Annotated in this window: 23 protein-coding genes and 1 tRNA gene; 15 read left to right on the forward strand and 9 right to left on the reverse strand. The window is 70.2% G+C overall.

The window, feature by feature from the left end; genetic code table 11:
* The first annotated feature begins 11 nt into the window (after nt 1-11).
* Nucleotides 12-416 (forward strand): DUF3151 domain-containing protein, encoded by a 405-nt coding sequence (locus tag QM621_RS00590; protein WP_414988400.1) that lies wholly within the window; start codon nt 12-14, stop codon nt 414-416.
* A gap of 77 nt (nt 417-493) precedes the next feature.
* Here the strand turns inward: QM621_RS00590 and QM621_RS00595 are convergent, their stop codons facing one another.
* Together QM621_RS00595 and QM621_RS00600 are read right to left on the reverse strand one after the other, a co-directional pair.
* The gene (locus QM621_RS00595; RefSeq protein ID WP_414988401.1) at nt 494-805 is read right to left on the reverse strand and encodes a hypothetical protein; all 312 of its coding nucleotides are present in this window, start codon (nt 803-805) and stop codon (nt 494-496) included.
* A complete protein-coding gene (locus tag QM621_RS00600) occupies nt 772-984 on the reverse strand; it encodes a hypothetical protein (protein WP_414988402.1) in 213 nt (70 codons plus the stop codon). The genes QM621_RS00595 and QM621_RS00600 overlap by 34 nt, the downstream gene beginning before the upstream one ends.
* A gap of 148 nt (nt 985-1,132) precedes the next feature.
* Here QM621_RS00600 and QM621_RS00605 point away from each other — a divergent pair, with 148 nt between their 5' ends.
* The 7 genes from QM621_RS00605 (at nt 1,133) to QM621_RS00635 (ending at nt 9,270) form a co-directional block, all read left to right on the forward strand.
* Nucleotides 1,133-1,396: a hypothetical protein gene (locus QM621_RS00605; protein ID WP_414988403.1), complete on the forward strand. Its 264-nt coding sequence runs from the start codon at nt 1,133-1,135 to the stop codon at nt 1,394-1,396.
* A complete protein-coding gene (locus QM621_RS00610; RefSeq protein ID WP_414988404.1) occupies nt 1,393-1,656 on the forward strand; it encodes a hypothetical protein in 264 nt (87 codons plus the stop codon). The genes QM621_RS00605 and QM621_RS00610 overlap by 4 nt, the downstream gene beginning before the upstream one ends.
* Before the next feature lie 127 nt (nt 1,657-1,783).
* Nucleotides 1,784-3,070, forward strand: coding sequence for an adenylosuccinate synthase (locus QM621_RS00615; RefSeq protein WP_414988405.1), 1,287 nt, complete (start codon nt 1,784-1,786; stop codon nt 3,068-3,070).
* Between the two features lie 172 nt (nt 3,071-3,242).
* The gene (locus QM621_RS00620; RefSeq protein ID WP_414988406.1) at nt 3,243-5,168 is read left to right on the forward strand and encodes a CshA/CshB family fibrillar adhesin-related protein; all 1,926 of its coding nucleotides are present in this window, start codon (nt 3,243-3,245) and stop codon (nt 5,166-5,168) included.
* A gap of 170 nt (nt 5,169-5,338) precedes the next feature.
* Nucleotides 5,339-7,189 (forward strand): CshA/CshB family fibrillar adhesin-related protein, encoded by a 1,851-nt coding sequence (locus tag QM621_RS00625; RefSeq protein WP_414988407.1) that lies wholly within the window; start codon nt 5,339-5,341, stop codon nt 7,187-7,189.
* Between the two features lie 165 nt (nt 7,190-7,354).
* Nucleotides 7,355-8,605, forward strand: coding sequence for a phosphoribosylamine--glycine ligase (gene purD, locus QM621_RS00630; protein WP_414988408.1), 1,251 nt, complete (start codon nt 7,355-7,357; stop codon nt 8,603-8,605).
* Nucleotides 8,605-9,270 carry a DUF6891 domain-containing protein gene (locus QM621_RS00635; protein ID WP_414988409.1) on the forward strand — a complete coding sequence of 222 codons (666 nt, stop codon included), beginning with the start codon at nt 8,605-8,607 and terminating at the stop codon, nt 9,268-9,270. Before purD ends, QM621_RS00635 begins: the two co-directional genes overlap by 1 nt.
* A 35-nt stretch (nt 9,271-9,305) precedes the next feature.
* Here QM621_RS00635 and QM621_RS00640 read toward each other — a convergent pair whose 3' ends face one another.
* Nucleotides 9,306-9,563: a hypothetical protein gene (locus tag QM621_RS00640; RefSeq protein WP_414988410.1), complete on the reverse strand. Its 258-nt coding sequence runs from the start codon at nt 9,561-9,563 to the stop codon at nt 9,306-9,308.
* On the reverse strand, nt 9,560-9,829 hold the full coding sequence (locus tag QM621_RS00645) for a ribbon-helix-helix protein, CopG family (RefSeq protein ID WP_414988411.1): 270 nt from the start codon (nt 9,827-9,829) through the stop codon (nt 9,560-9,562). Before QM621_RS00645 ends, QM621_RS00640 begins: the two co-directional genes overlap by 4 nt.
* Before the next feature lie 114 nt (nt 9,830-9,943).
* Here QM621_RS00645 and purB point away from each other — a divergent pair, with 114 nt between their 5' ends.
* Nucleotides 9,944-11,362, forward strand: a complete 1,419-nt coding sequence (purB, locus tag QM621_RS00650) for an adenylosuccinate lyase (protein ID WP_414988412.1) — start codon at nt 9,944-9,946, stop codon at nt 11,360-11,362.
* A gap of 72 nt (nt 11,363-11,434) precedes the next feature.
* Here purB and QM621_RS00655 read toward each other — a convergent pair whose 3' ends face one another.
* The 5 genes from QM621_RS00655 to QM621_RS00675 all read right to left on the reverse strand — a co-directional run bounded on the left by QM621_RS00655 (nt 11,435) and on the right by QM621_RS00675 (nt 13,903).
* On the reverse strand, nt 11,435-11,791 hold the full coding sequence (locus QM621_RS00655) for a twin-arginine translocase TatA/TatE family subunit (RefSeq protein WP_414988413.1): 357 nt from the start codon (nt 11,789-11,791) through the stop codon (nt 11,435-11,437).
* The gene (gene tatC, locus QM621_RS00660; RefSeq protein ID WP_414988414.1) at nt 11,779-12,543 is read right to left on the reverse strand and encodes a twin-arginine translocase subunit TatC; all 765 of its coding nucleotides are present in this window, start codon (nt 12,541-12,543) and stop codon (nt 11,779-11,781) included. The genes QM621_RS00655 and tatC overlap by 13 nt, the downstream gene beginning before the upstream one ends.
* Complete coding sequence (locus tag QM621_RS00665; protein ID WP_414988415.1) at nt 12,540-12,710, reverse strand: twin-arginine translocase TatA/TatE family subunit; 171 nt, start codon at nt 12,708-12,710, stop codon at nt 12,540-12,542. The genes tatC and QM621_RS00665 overlap by 4 nt, the downstream gene beginning before the upstream one ends.
* Nucleotides 12,711-12,749: 39 nt before the next feature.
* The gene (locus QM621_RS00670; protein ID WP_414988416.1) at nt 12,750-13,739 is read right to left on the reverse strand and encodes a 3,4-dioxygenase subunit beta; all 990 of its coding nucleotides are present in this window, start codon (nt 13,737-13,739) and stop codon (nt 12,750-12,752) included.
* Nucleotides 13,740-13,830: 91 nt separating this feature from the next.
* A tRNA-Lys gene (locus QM621_RS00675) sits at nt 13,831-13,903 on the reverse strand.
* 117 nt (nt 13,904-14,020) lie between these two features.
* Here QM621_RS00675 and QM621_RS00680 point away from each other — a divergent pair.
* The 6 genes from QM621_RS00680 (at nt 14,021) to pstA (ending at nt 19,193) form a co-directional block, all read left to right on the forward strand.
* On the forward strand, nt 14,021-14,170 hold the full coding sequence (locus tag QM621_RS00680) for a hypothetical protein (protein ID WP_414988417.1): 150 nt from the start codon (nt 14,021-14,023) through the stop codon (nt 14,168-14,170).
* Nucleotides 14,171-14,255: 85 nt separating this feature from the next.
* Entirely contained in the window at nt 14,256-14,873 is a 618-nt protein-coding gene (locus QM621_RS00685; protein WP_414988418.1) for a DUF47 domain-containing protein, read from the forward strand.
* A 2-nt stretch (nt 14,874-14,875) separates the two neighbouring features.
* Nucleotides 14,876-15,895, forward strand: coding sequence for an inorganic phosphate transporter (locus tag QM621_RS00690; protein WP_414988419.1), 1,020 nt, complete (start codon nt 14,876-14,878; stop codon nt 15,893-15,895).
* Between the two features lie 121 nt (nt 15,896-16,016).
* Nucleotides 16,017-17,069, forward strand: a complete 1,053-nt coding sequence (pstS, locus tag QM621_RS00695) for a phosphate ABC transporter substrate-binding protein PstS (RefSeq protein ID WP_414988420.1) — start codon at nt 16,017-16,019, stop codon at nt 17,067-17,069.
* A gap of 85 nt (nt 17,070-17,154) precedes the next feature.
* On the forward strand, nt 17,155-18,117 hold the full coding sequence (gene pstC, locus QM621_RS00700; RefSeq protein WP_414988421.1) for a phosphate ABC transporter permease subunit PstC: 963 nt from the start codon (nt 17,155-17,157) through the stop codon (nt 18,115-18,117).
* Complete coding sequence (pstA, locus tag QM621_RS00705) at nt 18,117-19,193, forward strand: phosphate ABC transporter permease PstA (protein ID WP_414988422.1); 1,077 nt, start codon at nt 18,117-18,119, stop codon at nt 19,191-19,193. The genes pstC and pstA overlap by 1 nt, the downstream gene beginning before the upstream one ends.
* Nucleotides 19,194-19,207 lie beyond the last annotated feature (14 nt).

The following is a 19,207-nucleotide window of genomic DNA, read 5'->3' on the forward strand; positions in this document are numbered from 1 at the left end:
AGGGTGGATCAATGAGCAATTTGCTGGGGGAACCGTCCGAGACGCTGCTGCCCGCCGACCCGGGGGCGGCGATGGTGGAGGCCGGCGAGCCGATCGCCGAGGTCGCCGCCGCGCATCCGGACTCGACGCTCGCGTGGGCGCTGCTGTCGGCCGAGGCGCTGGCCGACGGGCGCGATCTGGAGGGCTACGCCTTCGCGCGCACCTCGTACCACCGCTCGCTCGACGGCCTGCGCCGCAACGGGTGGAAGGGCCACGGCCCGGTGCCGTGGTCGCACGAGCCGAACCAGGGCTTCCTGCGCTCCCTCGCCGTGCTGGCCGAGGCCTCGCAGCGTCTCGGCGACGTCGCCGAGGCCCACCGCTGCCGCGAGTTCCTGCGCGAGTCCAGCCTGGAGGCCTACCGCGTCCTCGTCGGCTGACCGCAAAAGGTCGACGAGCGTCCGCTCGCTTGGCATGGTGGGTTCCCGGCGTTCAGCGCAGGCGGTCGCTGAGGGCGTCATCGCCCCGGCGATGGTGTAACACCGCGATGACCTTGAACCAGCGCGGCGTCCTCGAACAGCCGGTACCAGATGCGATACGGGTACCCCTGGGTGCTGACGTGGCGGAGGCCGTAGCGGCTGACAGCCGGTGTGTGCGCCTGCAGCGCGATCCAGTCCATCGAAGCTTGGAGCGCGTCGAGGAGGCGTTCAGTCACCTCAGGGGCGTTCTCGTCGTAGAAGGCTTCGATCTCCGTCAGGTCTCGTTGAGCGTTCGCGAGGATATGGACGTCGTAGCTCATGCGCGACGCGCGCGGCGGCGAGCTTTCCACTCGTCGAGCGTGATGTGGTCGTCGGGGCGAGCGTCGGCGTCGGCGACACGCCGTTCCAGCAAGGCCCACTGTCCGGCGGGGACATCGTGGCCGAGTTTGACCTCGATCGCGTCACGAAGCTCGATCAACTCGGTGGCGCTGAGTTGATCGACGCGTTCCAAGATGGTCGAGTCCAACATGTCGTGAGTCTATGACGCGGGCGCCTCTGAACCAACCCGTCACTGTCAACCCACTTCCCCCACCCACTGGCGATCATATTTCGTGGGCACTTCTCGTGAGTCTCGGCGAGGCGTTTACGCGACGCGATACCTCCCGTACGCTGGAGGTGTGCGGATCGGTATCCACCCTCATGCGCTCAAGCATGGTCTGACCCCCGAGCAGATCGTCAGAGCCGTCGAGACGGGCATCGACGCCGCGCAGATCAGAAACCGCGACCAGAACACCGACCCTCAACGATGGGGCGTGATCGGGTTCGACAACACGGCCCGAGAGATCCAACTGGTCATCATCCACACCACAGACGGGGTGCTCGTGATCCACGCGAACTACCTCACCGAAGGCTTCAGGAAGGAAATGAGGAACGCACGATGAGCAACACCTACACCGACATCAACGGCGTCACCTTCACTGACGCCGACATTGAACGCTGGGGAGCCGAGGCCGACGCCGGTTTCCCCGACGACGAGTTCACCCGAGCGACGCCCACCTGGATCACCAGCGAGTCGATGGAGACCCACTCGGTGCGAGTGCCTCCGGCGTTGTGGGAACTGGTGATTGAGAACGCGAAGCGGCGGGGCATCAGCACGAGTCAGTACGCGCGTGAGGCGCTGGCCCGTGGACTCGCTAGCTGACGCGGCTGCTCGTCGTCTCCCGGACCGGCGGTGTGACGTCCGAGCTTTCCGCGCCGATCATGGGTAGACTACGGTCGCAAGGCCCCGGTTCGCGGGGCTGTCTCATGTGTGTGAGGGGTGGGCTGCGATGCCCGCAGTCGTGATCGTCGGAGCCCAGTGGGGCGACGAGGGCAAAGGCAAGGCGACCGATCTGCTCGGCAGCCGCGTCGACTACGTCGTGAAGTTCAACGGCGGCAACAACGCCGGCCACACGGTGGTGATCGGCGACGAGAAGTACGCGCTGCACCTGCTGCCGTCGGGCATTCTCAGCCCCGGCTGCGTGCCGGTCATCGGCAACGGCGTCGTGGTCGACTTGAACGTGCTGTTCCAGGAGATCGACGGTCTGGAGGCGCGCGGCATCGACACCTCCGCGCTCAAGATCAGCGCGAACGCCCACGTCATCGCCGACTACAACCGCACCCTCGACAAGGTCACCGAGCGCTTCCTCGGCAGCCGCAAGATCGGCACCACCGGGCGCGGCATCGGTCCGACCTACGCCGACAAGATGAACCGTCTCGGCGTGCGCGTCCAGGACCTCTTCGACGAGAAGATCCTGCGCGCCAAGGTCGAGGGCGCGCTCGAGGTCAAGAACCAGATCCTCACCAAGGTCTACAACCGCCGCGCGGTCGGCGTCGACGAGATCGTCGAGGAACTGCTCGGCTACGTCGAGCGGCTGCGCCCGATGGTCGCCGACACCGCGCTGCTGCTGCACGAGGCGCTCGCCGACGACCAGACGGTGCTGTTGGAGGCCGGCCAGGCCACGCTGCTCGACGTCGACCACGGCACCTACCCGTTCGTCACGTCGTCGTCGGCGACCACCGGCGGCGCGTGCACCGGCTCGGGCATCGCCCCCACCCAGATCACCCGCGTCATCGGCATCGTCAAGGCCTACGCCACCCGCGTCGGCGAGGGTCCGTTCCCGACCGAGCTGTTCGACGCCGACGGCGAGCGGCTGCGCGCCAACGGCGGCGAGTTCGGCACGACCACGGGCCGCCCGCGCCGCTGCGGCTGGTACGACGCCCCGGTCGCCCGCTACGCCGCGCGGATCAACGGCGTCACCGACTTCGTGCTCACCAAGCTCGACGTGCTCACCGGCTGGGACAAGATCCCGGTGTGCGTGGCCTACGAGGTCGACGGCGAGCGGGTCGACGAGATGCCCTCGACGCAGACCGGATTCCACCACGCGAAGCCGGTCTACGAATTCCTCGACGGCTGGAGCGAGGACATCTCCGGCGCCCGCGAGTTCAGCGACCTGCCCGACGCCGCGCAGCGGTACGTGCGGGCGATCGAGCAGATGAGCGGCGCGCGCGTCTCGGCGGTCGGCGTCGGCCCGGACCGCGAGCAGACGGTCGTCCTGCACGATCTGCTCGGCTGACCTCCTCGCCAGCCTCCTCGTCGACTGACGTCGCCTTTTCACCCGGGGTTAACCCGTTTTCCGGCGTCATCATCACGTCAAGCGCGCGTCTTTATGGAAGATCAGGAATCGCTGTGCCCGTCCGGGCTACGGCGGACAGCCGAGATTCCGTATGGAATGAGGAGCAAGGACGATGAAGAAGACTTTGGCCGCCTTGGCGGCCTCGGCGCTGCTGGGAGGCGGGCTCGTGCTCGCCACCGGTGTCAGCGCCGAGGCGCGCTACGCCGACCCCGCCACCTCCGAGGGCCGCTACGTCGGGGAGATCGACTGGTTCGAGTGGTCCGACGAGGCGGGGGCGTCGGTGACCAACGGCGAGAAGGTCAACACTCGCGAAATCGACGGGAAGGACCTCGTCACCACGTGCACGATCAGCGGCTTCGACGACGCCGAGGCGTGGAAGGCCTACCGCCCCGGCGCCTGGGGTCGTGACACGCTGGACGAGATGTACAACATCGGTGGCGTGGGCAACAGCAACGAACTGATCTCCGGTCTGGTGCCCGGTGTGACCGAGGGCGGCGACGGCTCGGTCTCCTGTTCGGTCACCTACGACGGTGAGAGCGTGCCGCTGAGCGGCCTGGTCGTCGGCGACGCCGAGGAGAACCGTGAGGGAGAGTGGCTGCAGGCCACGGCGCACGGCGAGGGCACCTGGCGTCTCATCGACGGGTACGGCAAGAACAACGACGGCACGTCGTGTGAGACGGACGTGCGTTACACCCGTACGGCGGGCCCTGACAGCACGATGATCATGACGGGCCAGGGCTACCCCACGGCCTGCCCGGACGGCGCCGGTCCGGCGCTGGTGTCCTTCCTCGACGTCGGCGCGGGTCAGACGTCTGTCTCGATGGATTTCGGCACGGCCAGCGGCGGCTCGGTCCTCGCGCTCGGCGTGGTCCTGCCGGTCGACTTCGGCGACGCCCCGGTCTCCTACGGCGAGGCGGGCGCCTTGTACTCCCCGACCTTCGACGGCGGCGTCACGCCGGAGAGCACCGAGCTCGACCCGACCAGCGACACGTCGACCTGGACCCATCCGACGCAGCCCTACACCTGGACCGACGTGAACCCGAACGCCGATCAGCCGAACGCCGCGTCGTACGCGACGGCGACGACCGACCTGCGCCTCGGCGACGGCATCAACGGCGACAGCGCCTACTGGGACGACGCCGAGGCGGACGCCGACACGGGCGACGACGGCATCGACGCGGCTGCGGTCGTCGGCGACAACGCGATCCCCACGGCGCGCGGCGGCTCCTACGCGCTCGAGGTCGCCTGCACCGGCGGCTTCGTCCAGGGCTGGATCGACTGGAACGCCGACGGCGCCTTCGACGACGGCGAGGGCTCGGGCGCGTTCCCGTGCGACGCGGAGTCCGTCGCCCTGACCTGGGACGTCCCGGAGGACGCCGTGGAGCTGTACGACGGCGACGTGGTCGAGTCCTTCATGCGTCTGCGCGTCGGCGCCGACGAGGCGGCGGTCGCCTCGGCCACCGGCCTGTCGACCAGCGGCGAGGTCGAGGACTACGCCGTCGACCTGGGCGTCGACCCGACGCCCGGCCTGGAGCTGGAGAAGATCGCCGAGCTGCAGGACGCCAACGGCAACGGCTACGCCGACGCCGGCGAGACGATCGACTACTCCTTCGTCGTGTCGAACACCGGCAACCTGTCGGCCTACGACGTGACGGTCGAGGACCCGAAGGTCACCGGCATCACCCCGGCCTCGGTGACGCAGCTCGCGCCGGAGGGCGTCGACACGGACGATCCGTCCTACGCCGACGCCGAGATCGGCGAGGTCACCTTCACCGCCGACCCGTACGTGGTCACCGCCGACGACCTGACCGACGGCACGGTGCAGAACACCGCGACCGCCACGGGCACGATCGGCGGCGAGGAGGTCAGCGTCAGCGACACCGTCGAGACCGACGGCCCGCCGGCGGAGGAGGCCACGGAGGCCGGCATCCTGCCGACCACCGGCGCCAAGGTCGGCGCGGCGGGCCTGCTGCTCGCCCTCGTGGCCGCCGCCGTCGGCACGCTCGTGCTGCGTCGTCAGCGCCGCACCGCGGCCTGACGCCCAGCCGCTCCTGACGGGCGGCGTTCCGGCTCCACGCGCCGGGACGCCGCCCGTCGGCGTTCGCTCGGCTTCCCTTTCTCCGTGTTCTCGGGTTAGGGTGGCGCTCGGCAAGGCTGAGGCCTCTCTGAGATTCCTCAGCCGTGCGTCCGACTGAGAAGGGTGAACTTGTGAAGAAGTCCTGGGCCGTTCTGGCCGCGACCGCAGTGGCGGGGGGTCTGGCCCTCGTCGGCGCGACCTCCGCCGAGGCGCGCTACGCCGACCCCGCCACCTCCGAGGGCCGCTACGTCGGGGAGATCGACTGGCTCGAGTGGGGCGACCATTTGGAGGCCCTGACCTACGCCGACGACGGCACCGGGCGCATGGTGGCCCCCGCGACCAGCTCGCGCACCGTCGCCGGCCAGACGCTCACGACCACCTGCGAGGTCGAGCAGCCCGCGAACGACGTCCCCATCTCGGCCTACAACCCCAGTGCGTACGGCACGGGCTTCGACAACCTGTACAACATCGGCGGCGCGGACTCGACGTCGACGAACACGCTGGTCACCGGCCTCATGGCCGCGAGCGCGCTGGCGGAGTCGAACTTCTCCTGCACGGCGGCCCTCGACGGCGAGGAGGTGCCGCTCAGCGGCCTGGTGTTCTCCGAGCTCGAATCGAACGACAGCGGCTCGGAGTACGTCAGCGCGACGCCCAGCGGGGCGGACGCCGATGACGCCACCTGGCGTCTGATCGACGGGATCAGCGCCAACGCCGACGGCACGTCGTGCGACGGCCTGCAGACGGTCACCCACGACACGGCCACGGGGGAGCTGACCCTGGGCTTCGAGGTGCAGGGCTGCACCAACGGGCCGAACTTCGTCGCCTTCCTCGACGGCGCCACCGAGGCCGACTTCGAGATCAACGGCGGCGGCATCTCGGCCATCGCGCTCGGCGTGGTCCTGCCGGTCGACTTCGGCGACGCCCCGGTCTCCTACGGCGAGGCGGCCGCGCTGTTCTCCCCGAGCTTCAGCGGCGGCGAGGTGCCCGAGGGAGTCAATGACACCAACCCCAACGAATTCGAGTACGGCACGCCCGTCACCGATCTGCGCCTCGGCGCCGACATCGACGCCGACAGCGTCTACTGGAACCACGCGACCGCCGAGGGCGACCTGACCGGCGACGACGGGGTGACGCTCCCGACCGACCCGATTCCGACGCGGGCGGGCGGCTCCTACACCCTCGAGGACGTCGCGTGCAGCACGGCGGAGGACGGCACCGGCTTCGTGAGCGGCTGGCTCGACTGGAACGCCGACGGGGACTTCGACGCGGCGACGGAGTCCTCCGACGTCCGCGAGTGCACGGGGTCGTCGGTCGATCTGACCTGGGACGTCCCCGAGGACGCGGTGCCGCTCTTCGAGGACGAGACGGCGTCCTCCTTCCTGCGGGTGCGGATCGCGGCGACGAGCGAGGCCGCCGCGGATCCGACCGGCCTGGCCACCAGCGGCGAGGTCGAGGACTACCCGGTCACCCTCGGCGTCGACCCCGATCCGAGCATGACCCTCGAGAAGTCCGCCGAGCTGCAGGACTCCAACGGCAACGGCCTGGCCGACGTCGGCGAGACGATCAATTACTCCTTCGTCGTGACGAACACGGGCAACATGGTCATCCGCGACCTCGTCGTCACCGACGACAAGGTCACCGGCATCACCCCGGAGACGGTCGCCGAGCTGTACCCGGCCGAGATGGAGGACGTCCCCGACGACGCCCCGCAAGGCTCGGTGACGTTCACCGCAGACCCGTATGTGGTCACGACGGCCGACCTGGCCGACGGCTCGGTGCAGAACACCGCCAGCGCGAACGGCGAGGTCTCGAGCGGCACGCTGGAGACCGTCGAGGACACCGTCGAGACGGCCGGGACGCCTCCGGCGGGCGCGGCGCTGCCGACGGCCGGCGCGGGAGCCTGGACCGCGGCCGCGATGGCCGCCGCCCTCGCCTTCGCCACCGGCGTGCTCGCGCTGCGCCACCGCCGTCGGGCGGCCTGACGCCCAGCCGCTCCCGACGGGCGGCGTCCCGGCTCCACCAGCCGGGACGCCGCCCGTCGGCATTGGTGCCGTCATGTCCGACGGGGACGCGGAGCCCGGTCTTCGGGCGCGCCCCGGAGCTGGATCTGTTGGGCTCAGCCGACGCGGACCGCTAGTGTGGCGGGCGTGAAGGCGCTCGTCATCGGAACTGGTGGTCGTGAGCACGCGCTCGCGTTGGCTCTCTCGCGCGACCCGGGGGTGGGCGAGGTGCATGTGGCGCCCGGCAACCCGGGCGTCGCGCCGTTCGCCGAGCGGCATGAGGTCGACCCGCTCGACGGGGAGGCGGTCGCGGCGCTCGCGGTGTCGCTCGGCGCCGAGCTGGTCGTCGTCGGGCCGGAGGCGCCGCTGGTGGCCGGGGTCGCCGACGCCGTGCGTGCGGCCGGGATCGCCTGCTTCGGTCCGAGCCGCGAGGCCGCCCAGCTGGAGGGCTCGAAGGCCTTCGCCAAGCAGATCATGGCCGCCGCCGAGGTGCCCACCGCTATGGCGCACGTGTGCGAGACCCGCGAGGAGGTCGAGGCCGCCCTCGACGCCTTCGGCGCGCCCTACGTGGTCAAGGACGACGCGCTCGCCGCGGGCAAGGGCGTCGTCGTCACCGACGACCGCGACGAGGCCGTCGAGCACGCGCTGGCCTGCGGCCGGGTCGTCATCGAGGAGTTCCTCGACGGTCCCGAGGTGTCGCTGTTCGCCATCACCGACGGCGAGACGGTGCTGCCGCTGCAGCCCGCACAGGACTTCAAGCGGGCCCTCGACGGCGACGAGGGTCCGAACACCGGCGGCATGGGCGCGTACACGCCGCTGCCGTGGGCGCCCGACGACCTGGTCGAGGAGGTCGCCCGCCGGGTGTTGCAGCCGACGGTCGACGAGATGGCGCGGCGCGGCACGCCCTTCGCGGGCCTGCTGTACGCCGGGCTCGCGCTGACCAGCCGGGGCGTGCGCGTGGTCGAGTTCAACGCCCGCTTCGGCGACCCCGAGACGCAGGCGCTCATGGCGCTGCTGCGCACCCCGCTGTCGGCGCTGCTGCGTGGCGCGGCCACCGGCACGCTCGCCGAGGTCGGGCTGCCGCAGTGGGCCGACGGCGCGGCGGTCACCGTCGTCCTGTCGTCGGCGGGCTATCCGGCGTCGTCCCGCTCCGGCGACGTCATCACCGGGGTGGACGCGGCCGACGCCATCGAGGGCGTCGACGTGATCCACGCGGGCACCGGCCTCGACGACGAGGGCCGTCTGGTCACCGCCGGGGGTCGCGTCCTCGCCGTCACCGCCGTCGGCGACGACCTCGCCCAGGCCCGTGAGCGGGCGTACGCCGGGGTCGCGGAGATCGGCTTCGACGGCGCCCAACACCGCACGGACATCGCGTTGGCGGCCAGCCAGGGGGAGTGATGACGCTGCACAACGAGCAGCCGGAGGGGTTCCGGCTGCCCTTCGACCTCAGCCCCGAGGTCGAGGAGCTGCTGCGTCGGCGGGCGTGGGAGCAGATCGTGCGGGGCGACCTCGACGTCGACGGCTTCATCGAGCTGATCGCCGACGAGCTGCCCGAGCGGCTCGACCTCGACGCCGACGAGGCCGAGGCGATCGTCGGCCAGGGCGAGGAGATCTTCGACGCCGCGCTCACGGCCCGCCGCGCCCAGCAGGCCCAGTGGAGCGACGCCGAGACCGCCACGACGCTGACGCGGGCCTTCGAGGCGCTGGCCGAGATCGGCGTGGTCGCCCGGGAGAACTTCACCTGCTGCGGCACCTGCGGTTCCACGGAGATCTGGGACGAAGTCGACGACTCGCGCACCTGGCGCGGCTACGTCTTCTACCACATGCAGGACACCGACTCGCTGATAGAGACGGGCGAGACCTACATCGGCTACGGGGCGTTCCCCACCACCAAGAAGCCTCTCTTCCAGTCGAAGGCCCGCCACTACGAGTCCACGGTGGTCGACCTCATGACGAACGAGGTCATCCCTCTCCTGGAGCGCCACGGCGTCACCGTCGAATGGGACGGCCAGCTCAGCCGCCGCATCCTCCTCAAGAACGTCGACTACTACGCCAAGGTCTGAGCTGGAAATCGCGGCACGGTTCGAGGAAGCGATCGTTATGGTCGGCCTCTCTGTCCAGTGACGAGTTTTCGGTAGGCGGCGCGGGCCTTCATCGCGTGGATGATCTCGACCTCGCCGTCATCCCAGAGCAGCACGACGATCTCCAGCAGTCGGCCCGCATCGTCTAGACCGACCCGCAACTCCCGTTGTGGGTTCTCGTGGTCCAGCGGACCGCCTGCGAGCGACGACTGAGCGGCGGCTGTCGCAGCCTCCGCGGTGATCCCGTGTTTGAGCGCGGAATCCGCGACGATCACGAGGCGGTCGCCCAGTCGTGCACGGCGGCACGGATCGCCGTAGACCGGTCGATCCCCTCTCGGTCCGCACGGGCCATCAGTTCGGCTAACTCCTCCTCGGAGAACCGCAGCGTGACCACGCGGGAGGCCTTTTCCGCTCGAGGTGGTCGGCCTCGACTCCACTGTTTCAGCAACTCATCAGGGTCGTAACCAGCTTCAGCCTCATCGGCCCACGCTTGTACTTGTTCGTCGGAGACCTCGCGGCCCTCCATGATCCGCTTCTTCATGCCGTAATCGTATTACGAAATATGGAAATGGTCGAGTACTGGTGGTTGGAGCTCGCATCGGTCGCGGGCAGTCCCCTCGCCTCCACTTGCTAGTTCCCCTGCGAGAATGACCCGGTGAGCGCTCCTAACGTCCTTGCCTCCCGGTACGCCTCGTCGCGCATGGCCCATGTGTGGTCGCCCGAGCACAAGATCGTCGCCGAACGCCAGCTGTGGCTCGCGGTGCTGCGCGCCCAGCGCGACCTCGGCGTCGAGACGCCCGACGGCGTGATCGAGGCCTACGAGGCGGTGATCGACCAGGTCGACTTGGCCTCCATCGCCGAGCGCGAGCGGGTCACCCGGCACGACGTCAAGGCGCGCATCGAGGAGTTCTGCGCGCTCGCCGGGACCGAGCACATCCACAAGGGCATGACCTCCCGCGACCTCACCGAGAACGTCGAGCAACTGCAGATCGTCAGCTCGCTGCGCATCGTCCGCACCCGGGTCGTCGCGACGCTGGCGCGCCTCGGCCGCCTCGCCTCCGAGCACGCCGATCTGGTGATGGCCGGCCGCAGCCACAACGTCGCCGCGCAGGCCACGACCCTCGGCAAGCGTTTCGCGACCGTCGCCGACGAGCTGCTGGTCGCGCTCGACCGGATCGACGCGCTGCTGGCCGCCTACCCGCTGCGCGGCATCAAGGGCCCGGTCGGCACCTCCCAGGACATGCTCGACCTCGTCGGCGATCCTGTGAGCTTGGCCGAGCTGGAGTCGCGGGTCGCCGAACACCTCGGCTTCTCGCGCACGCTGACCAGCGTCGGCCAGGTGTACCCGCGCTCGCTCGACTACGACGTGGTCACCGCCCTCGCGCAGACCGTCGCCGCGCCGAGCAACCTCGCCACGACCATCCGCCTGATGGCCGGCAACGAACTCGTCACCGAGGGCTTCAAGCCGGGCCAGGTCGGCTCCAGCGCGATGCCGCACAAGATGAACACCCGCTCGGCCGAGCGGGTCAACGGGCTCGCGGTCGTCATCCGCGGTTACGTGTCGATGATCGGCGAGCTGGCCGGCGACCAGTGGAACGAGGGCGACGTGTCCTGCTCGGTGGTGCGCCGGGTCGCGCTGCCGGACGCCTTCTACGCCGCCGACGGCCTGTTCGAGACCTTCCTGACCGTGCTCGACGAGTTCGGCGCGTTCCCGGCGGTCGTGCAGCGCGAGCTCGACCGTTACCTGCCCTTCCTCGCCACGACCAAGGTCTTGATGGCCGCCGTGCGCGCGGGCGTGGGCCGGGAGGCCGCGCACGAGGCGATCAAGGAGCACGCGGTGTCGGTGGCGCTGGGCATGCGCGAGAACGGCGCGGCCGAGAACGACCTGTTCGCCCGTCTCGCCGCCGACGAGCGCCTGGGCCTGACCGAGGCCGACCTCGACGCCCTGGTCGCGGCCCCCATCGAGTTCACCGGCGCGGCCGTCGACCAAATCGTCGCTGTCGTAGCCCGGATCGAGCAGGTCGTCGCCGCCGACCCCGAGGCCGCCGCCTACACCCCCGGCGCGATCCTGTAGGTCGCCCGCCTGCCGGGAGACGCAGGATGATGGTTCTGGGCCGCTATGGCGACCCTGACCCATCATCCTGCGTCACGCGCCCGTTCGCACCTCGTCGGGCTCAGCGTCCTCCTCGACAGGGCGTTCGCGGCGGTGCCGGTCGAGGCCGAGGGCGGCGAGGCGTTCGGCGGGGCTCGGAGGCGCGGGCTGTCCGACCGGCTGCGGCTCGTCGAGGGCCTCGCGCAGGATCTGGCGCACGTCGTATTGGTGGGGGTCGAGCGAGACGCCGGTCTCCGCCTCGGCCCGCTGGCGCGCGGTCTCCAGGAGGTCGCGCGCCTCGCGCAGGATCCGGCCGAGCCGTCGGGCGTGGACGGGCAGTTGGCTCGGGCCGACGAGGACCGCGGCGAGCAGTCCGATCAGCAGCAGCTTCTCGAAGGTCAGGCCGAACATGAGGTCTCCTTCCGGGCTGCGCGGCGGTCGTGCGCCCAGGTGATCAGCAGCGCCAGGCCGAACAGCGCCGACATCGGCACGGCCACCAGGAACATCGACAGGACGTCGGCCGCGGGCGTGACGAGGGCGCTGAACAGCGTGATGACCACGACGATCACCCGCCAGCTTCGGCGCAGGGTGGCCGCCGAGACGAGGCCGAGCACGTTCAGCAGCACCATGAACACCGGCAGCACGAAGGCCACGCCGGTCGCGAGCATGAGCTTCACGACGAATCCGACGTAGTAGGAGGCGTTGAGGATCGTGCTGTCGGCGTCGGAGGAGAACCCGGTCAGCATCGCGACCATGTGCGGGAAGATCATCAGGCCGAAGGCGCACCCGGCGAGGAACAGCGGCAGGGCGGCCGCCGCGAAGCCGAGCGCCACCCGCCGTTCGCGACGGGTCAGGCCCGGCGTGACGAACAGGAACAGCTCGGTCAGCCAGACGGGGCTCGACAGCACGGCGGCCGTCGACAGCGCGAGCGTGAGGGTCAGGTCGAAGGCGCCGGTGACGGTGTCGTAGTTGAGGCTCGCGTCGCGCGAGAGCGCCAACTCCTCGACCGGGCGGCGCAGCACGTCGAGCACGGGGTCGGCCAGCCAGAAGCCGACGACCACGCACAGCGCGAAGGCCACCGCCGCACGGGTCGCGCGCCGTCGGGCCTCACGGGCGTGGGCCGCGAGCGGCATCGTCCCCCGCGCGGCGGTGGCTGCGCTCATGCGTCCTCACGCTCCGGGGCGGCGGGGTCGGACTGGGTCTCCTCTTTGAGGATGCGGACCGACTGTCCGACGCTCTTGGCGAGCGCGGGCAGCTTGGCCGAGCCGAAGACGAGCAGGACGATGGCGAGGATGACGAGCGAGTGCCATCCGGTGAGGTTCTGCAACATGGTGGTTCCTTAGGGGTGGGGTGGGTAAGGGGAGGGGTGTCAGTTCGGGGCGCCCGGCGCTTGACCGCCGCCGCCCCCGCCGCCAGGGCCGCCGCCGGAGCCGCCGCCCGGACTGCCCGCGGAGGCCTCGGTGGTGGTGTCGACGCCGACCGCCAGCGAGCCGACATAGCCCGAGGCGACGTCGCCGGAGAAGGTCCCGAGCTCCAGGTCGTGGCCGTCGCCGAAGACGTTGTCGTTGTCCATGCTGCCGATCTGGCTGAGGTTGCGGGACGATCCGTCGTAGGTCGACTCGGCGTAGACGGCGTCGAGCATGTCCTGCGGGAAGGCGACCTGCGAGGTCGCGATGGCGTTCGCGACGTCGGTGGCGGAGTCGACGTCGGGATAGACCTCGAAGTGCATGTGCGTCCAGCGGCCGGAGTAGCAGCCCGGCACGATCGTGTCGAAGGTGACGTTCCCGTCGGCGTCGGCGACCTGCACGCCGCGCAGGTACGTCTCCTCGGCGATCGCCTCGGTGTACATCGAGTACTGGCCCTGCGCGTCGCACTGCCAGAGGTAGACGGCCGCGCCGGCGAAGGGGACGTCCCCGTTCGCCATGTCGGTGATGGTGAAGGTGAACGACAGGGGCGTCCCCTCGGCGACCGTCCCGCCGTCGAGGCTCGCGGTGATGTCGCGGCGGACGATGCCGGACTCCTCCAGCACGTTCACGCCGTTGGTGCCGTCGGCGGGGTAGGGGCCGTTGGTCTCCTGGGGGATCTCGCCGTCGGCGGTCCCGGCCGAGGTGGCCGAGGAGCTGTTCGTCGTCGTGGCCGAGGCGGTGCCCGACGACGAGGACGACCCGCCGCCGCAGGCCGCGAGGGCGAGCGATCCGGCGCCGAGGCCGAGCAGCCCCAGCAGGCGGCGCCGGGTGACGAGGGTCGTGACGTCGAAGGCCGCGCCCTGGTCGGCGAGGTCGTCGTCGGGTCGGGGCAGCAGGCGCCCCTCGTAGGCGGGCCCCAGCGGGGTGGTCTCTGGTTCGGGAAGGTTGCTCATGTCCCCGACTATGGTCGGTCGGATTGTGAGCTTCCCTAGGTGTTCCTGTGCGACATCTGTGAGCGACTGCGCCACGGGGGAGGCGTTGCGGTAGGCCCTGTGGGACTCGAACCCACAACCCACGGATTAAAAGTCCGTTGCTCTGCCAATTGAGCTAAAGGCCCTGACCGGGACAGTCTGCCATCCCGCCTGTCCACAGTTTTCGCCGATTCCCCGCGCGGGCGGTCGAAGGGGTCTAGGCTGGCCTGCGGGGAAGGGGGGAGGAACTGCGAGGGAGAGCCATGACGGAGCCGCTGGACGCGCGATTGCGCGACGATAACGCGCTCGACGAGATCGAGATGACCAGTCGGCTGATGATCGCCGCGACCTCGAAAGCCGCCGTCCTCACCCAGGCCGAGGTCGACGAGATCCTGGGCGTCTCGGGCTCCTGACCGGTCGGCGCCCGCCCGGACGTGGTGACGCGTAGGCGAACCCCTAGCATGGGCACGGCCAACCGACCGTGGACAGGAGTGAGGCGTGCGCTTCCGCATCCGACCGGTGGAGACGTCGTTCTACGACCTCTTCTCCGAATCCGCCAGCCATCTCGTGGCCGGCGCCGATCTGCTCGCGAAGATCCTCGAGGACGGCGTCGACCGTTCCGCGGTCTCGAAGCAGATGCGCGAGGCCGAGCACCAGGCCGACGAGACCACCCACGCCATCGTGCGCCGGGTCAACAGCACCTTCATCACGCCCTTCGACCGCGAGGACATCTACGCGCTCGCCGGCGCGCTCGACGACGTCATGGACTTCATGGACGAGGCCGTCGACTCGATCGTGCTGTACGACGTCGAGGAGTTCCCGCCGCACTTCGCCGAGCAGGTCGAGGTGCTGCAGCGCGCCGCCCGGCTGACCGCCGAGTCCATGCCGCGCCTGCGCACGATGAAGGACCTCGACGAGTTCTGGATCGAGATCAACCGTCTGGAGAACGACGGCGACCGCAACCACCGCCGCATCCTGGCGAACCTCTTCGGAGGCTCGTACAAGGCGATGGAGGTGCTCAAGATGAAGGACGTCGTCGAGTCCGTCGAGCACGCCATCGACGCGCTGGAGACGGTGGCCAACATCGTCGAGCAGATCGCCGTCAAGGAGTCCTGAGCGTGTCCCTGACCCTGGCGATGGTCGTCGCCGTCGTGGTCATCGCCTTGGTGTTCGACTACACCAACGGCTTCCACGACGCCGCGAACGCGATCGCCACCTCGGTGTCGACCCGCGCCCTCACCCCCCGAGTCGCGCTCGCGATGGCGGCGGTGCTCAACTTCGTCGGCGCGCTGCTCGGCGTCGGCGTCGCCAAGACGATTCAAGACATCATCGACATCGAGGAGCGCGCCGCCTCGCCCGCCGACGCCCCGCACGCGCTGACCATCGTGCTCGCGGCGCTCATCGGCGCGATCACCTGGAACCTCATCACCTGGTACTTCGGCATCCCCTCGTCGTCCTCGCACGCGCTCATCGGCGGCATCGTCGGCGCGGGCCTGGCCTCGTCGACCACGGTCGAATGGTCGATCCTCGTCAAGAAGGTCGCCATCCCCATGGTGCTGTCCCCGGCCATCGGCTTCCTCGGCGCCTTCTGCATCATGACCGCGATCATGTGGATCTTCCGCAAGGCGAACCCGTCGCGGATCAGCCGCGGCTTCCGCCACGCGCAGACGGTCTCGGCGGCGGGTATGGCGCTCGGCCACGGCCTGCAGGACGCGCAGAAGACGATGGGCGTCATCGTGCTCGCGCTCGTCGCGGGAGGCTACGGCAGCGGTGACGACGTCCCCCTCTGGGTCATCTTCGCCGCCGCTTCGGCCATCGCCGCAGGCACCTACTCGGGCGGCTGGCGCATCATGCGCACCCTCGGCCGACGCATTATCGACCTCGACCCGCCGAAGGCCTTCGCCGCCGAGGCGACCGCCGCCACGACGCTCTACGTGATGGCCATCGGTCTGCACGCGCCGGTCTCCACCACCCACACGGTCACCTCGGCGATCATGGGCTCGGGGGCCACCAAGAGGTTCAGCGCGGTGCGCTGGGGCGTGGCCAAGGGCATCGTCACGGCGTGGGTCATCACCATCCCCGCCGCCGCGCTCGTCGCCGCCGGCACGTACGGCGTCGCGCATCTCTTCCTGCCCTGACCAGGCCGTTCTGAGCGTTCCGGCGCCGTTCACCCGTCGTTCACCGCCGGCGGGCCGCCGATACACCTGCCTTCTCTAGCTTCACGTATGTCAGTTCCCATCCCCTGAAGGGATTCCATTCGTGAAGCGCAACATCTTCCCCCTCGCGGCCGCCGCCGTGACCGCCTCGCTCGCCCTCGGCGCCTGCGGCTCGTCCGGTTCCGGCGGCACGCTCAACGGCGCCGGCGCCAGCTCCCAGCAGGCCGCCGTGGCCGCGTGGAAGCAGGCCTTCCAGACCGAGCACTCCGACGCCACGGTCAACTACGACCCGGTCGGCTCCGGCGGCGGCCGTGAGCAGTTCGTCGCCGGCGGCATCGACTTCGCCGGCTCGGACGCCTACCTCGACGACGAGGAGTTGGCGGCCGCCAAGGAGCGCTGCGGCGGCGAGGTCGTCGAGGTGCCCGTCTACGTGAGCCCCATCGCCGTCGTGTTCAACGTCGAGGGCGTCGACGACCTCAACCTGTCCTCGGCCACCATCGGCGCCATCTTCGAGGGCGCCATCACCACGTGGAACGACCCGAAGATCGCCGCCGACAACCCCGACGCCTCGCTGCCGGACGCGCCGATCGTCACGGTCCACCGCTCCGACGACTCGGGCACCACGAAGAACTTCACCGCCTACCTGGAGGAGACCTCCGGCGGCGCGTGGACCGCGGGCGAGGTCGAGACCTGGCCGACCGCCGAGGGCGAGAGCGCCCAGGGCACCTCGGGCATGATCGACCGCGTCAAGGCCACCGACAACTCGATCGGCTACGCCGACGCCAGCCAGGCCGGCGACCTGTCGACCGCGGCCGTCAAGGTCGGCGAGGAGTTCGTCGAGTACAGCCCCGAGGCCGCCACCGCGATCCTGGAGAAGTCCAGCCGCGTCGAGGGCCGCGCGGAGACCGACCTCGCCATCGAGATCGACCGCACCACGACCGAGGCCGGCGTCTACCCCGTCGTGCTCGTCTCCTACGCGATCGCCTGCCAGACCTACGAGGACGCCGCCAAGGCCGGGCTCGTGAAGGACTGGCTGGCCTACCTCGTCAGCGCGGAGGGCCAGGAGGCCGCCGCCGCCGACGCGGGCGCCGCGCCGATCACCGGCACGATCGCCGAGGAGTCGGCGGCCGCGGTCGACACCATCGCCGCGAAGTGATCTCGCGGGTCGGGGCCGCTCGGCGAGACCCGCCGGGCGGCCCCGGCCCCGTCTTCCCCCTCCTCTGACTCGAAAGGTCTCTGCCGTGAGCAGCACCCTCCCGCAGGAGCCGAAGGCCGACAAGCCGGTCCGGCGCCTCGGCGACACCATCTTCCACGGCCTGTCGACCTCGGCCGGCCTGCTGATCTTGCTGACGCTGCTCGGCGTCGCGATCTTCCTGACCCTCGAAGGCCTGCCCGGCATCACCGCCTCGCCCGACGAACTCGGCGGCAAGACCGGCGGCAAGGGCTTCCTCGCCTACGTCTGGCCGCTCGTCTTCGGCACCGTCTGGGCGGCCGTCATCGCCCTCGCCATCGCGGTCCCGGTCTCCATCGGCGTCGCCCTCTACATCTCGCACTACGCGCCGCGCCGCCTGGCCGCCACGCTCGGCTACGTCGTCGACCTGCTGGCCGCGGTGCCGTCGGTCGTCTACGGCCTGTGGGGCCTGCTGTTCCTGTCGCGCGAGCTGGCCCCGTTCTACGAGTGGCTCAACCGCCACCTGGGCTTCATCCCGTTCTTCGCCGGCAATCCCAACGGCGGCGTCTCGGCCAACAGCATCCTGACCGCCAGCCTCGTGCTCGCGGTGATGGTCCTGCCGATCATGACCGCCATCTGCCGCGAGATCTTCCTGCAGACGCCCCGGCTGCACGAGGAGGCCGCGCTCGCCCTGGGCGCGACACGCTGGGAGCTCATCCGGCTCGCGGTCTTCCCCTACGCCCGCTCGGGCATCGTCTCCTCGGCCATGCTCGGCCTCGGCCGCGCGCTCGGCGAGACGATGGCCGTCGCGATGGTCCTGTCGGCCTCCGGCGTCGTGACCTTCAACATGATCGGCAGCACGAACCCGAGCACCATCGCGGCCAACATCGCGCTGCAGTTCCCGGAGGCGTTCGGCCTCTACACCAACGTGCTGATCGCCAGCGGCCTCGTGCTGTTCGTGATCACCTTCGCCGCCAACTTCGCCGCGCGCGCCATCGTGGAGCGCCGCAAGGACTTCTCGGGAGCCAACTGATGACCACCACGGCACAGACTCCGACCCCGCCTCGGGGCGACCTGGAGCAGCGACTCCGGGAGGACCAGCTGCCCGCCTGGCTGCCGTACGCGGTCCTCGGCGGCGCCGCGCTCGTCGCCCTCGTGGCGGCGGTCGCCACCAGCGCGTCGATCACGCAAGCGGTGCTGCTCGGCTGGACGCTCACCTGGATCCTCCCGATCGCCTCGCGGGTGGTCGAGGGCGGCCGCAAGGCCACCGACCGGGCGGTGACGCTGCTCGTCGGCTCGGCCTTCGGGCTCGCGCTCATCCCGCTCGGCTCGATCCTCTGGCTCGTGATCGGCAAGGGCGCCCCCCAGCTGAGCGCCGACTTCTTCACCCAGTCGATGCGCAACGTCGTCGGCGAGGGCGGCGGCATACACCACGCGCTGGTCGGCACGCTGCTGATCACCGCGGCCGCCACGGTCATCTCGGTGCCCATCGGACTGTTCACGGCGATCTACCTCGTCGAGTACGCCGACGGCAACCGGCTGTCGCGCTGGATCACCTTCCTCGTCGACGTGATGACCGGCATCCCGTCCATCGTCGCCGGCCTGTTCGCCTACGCCCTGTTCGTCCTGTTCTTCGGCGAGGGCGTCCGGATGGGCATCGGCGGCTCGGTCGCGCTGAGCGTGCTCATGGTGCCGATCGTGGTGCGGTCCTGCGAGGAGATGCTCAAGCTCGTCCCGAACGAGCTGCGCGAGGCCTCGCTCGCCCTCGGCGTGCCGAAGTGGCGCACCATCGCCAAGGTCGTGCTGCCGACGGCGATCTCCGGCATCGTGACCGGCGTGACGCTGGCCGTCGCCCGCGTCATCGGCGAGACCGCCCCGCTGCTCATCATCGCCGGCCTGACCGACTCGGTGAACTACAACCTGTTCGGCGAGCGCATGGCGACGCTGCCGGTGTTCGCCTACAACGCGGTCAAGTTCCCGGGCGTGCCGCCGGAGGCCAGCATCGACCGGGGCTGGGGCGCGGCCCTGGTGCTGCTCATCATCGTCATGGTGCTCAACCTCGTCGCCCGTCTCGTCAGCTACTACTTCTCCCCCAAGGGCGAGCGCTGAGAGCGCTCGACAGA

Source organism: Aeromicrobium sp., from assembly GCF_047606445.1.
Taxonomy (GTDB): domain Bacteria; phylum Actinomycetota; class Actinomycetes; order Propionibacteriales; family Nocardioidaceae; genus Aeromicrobium.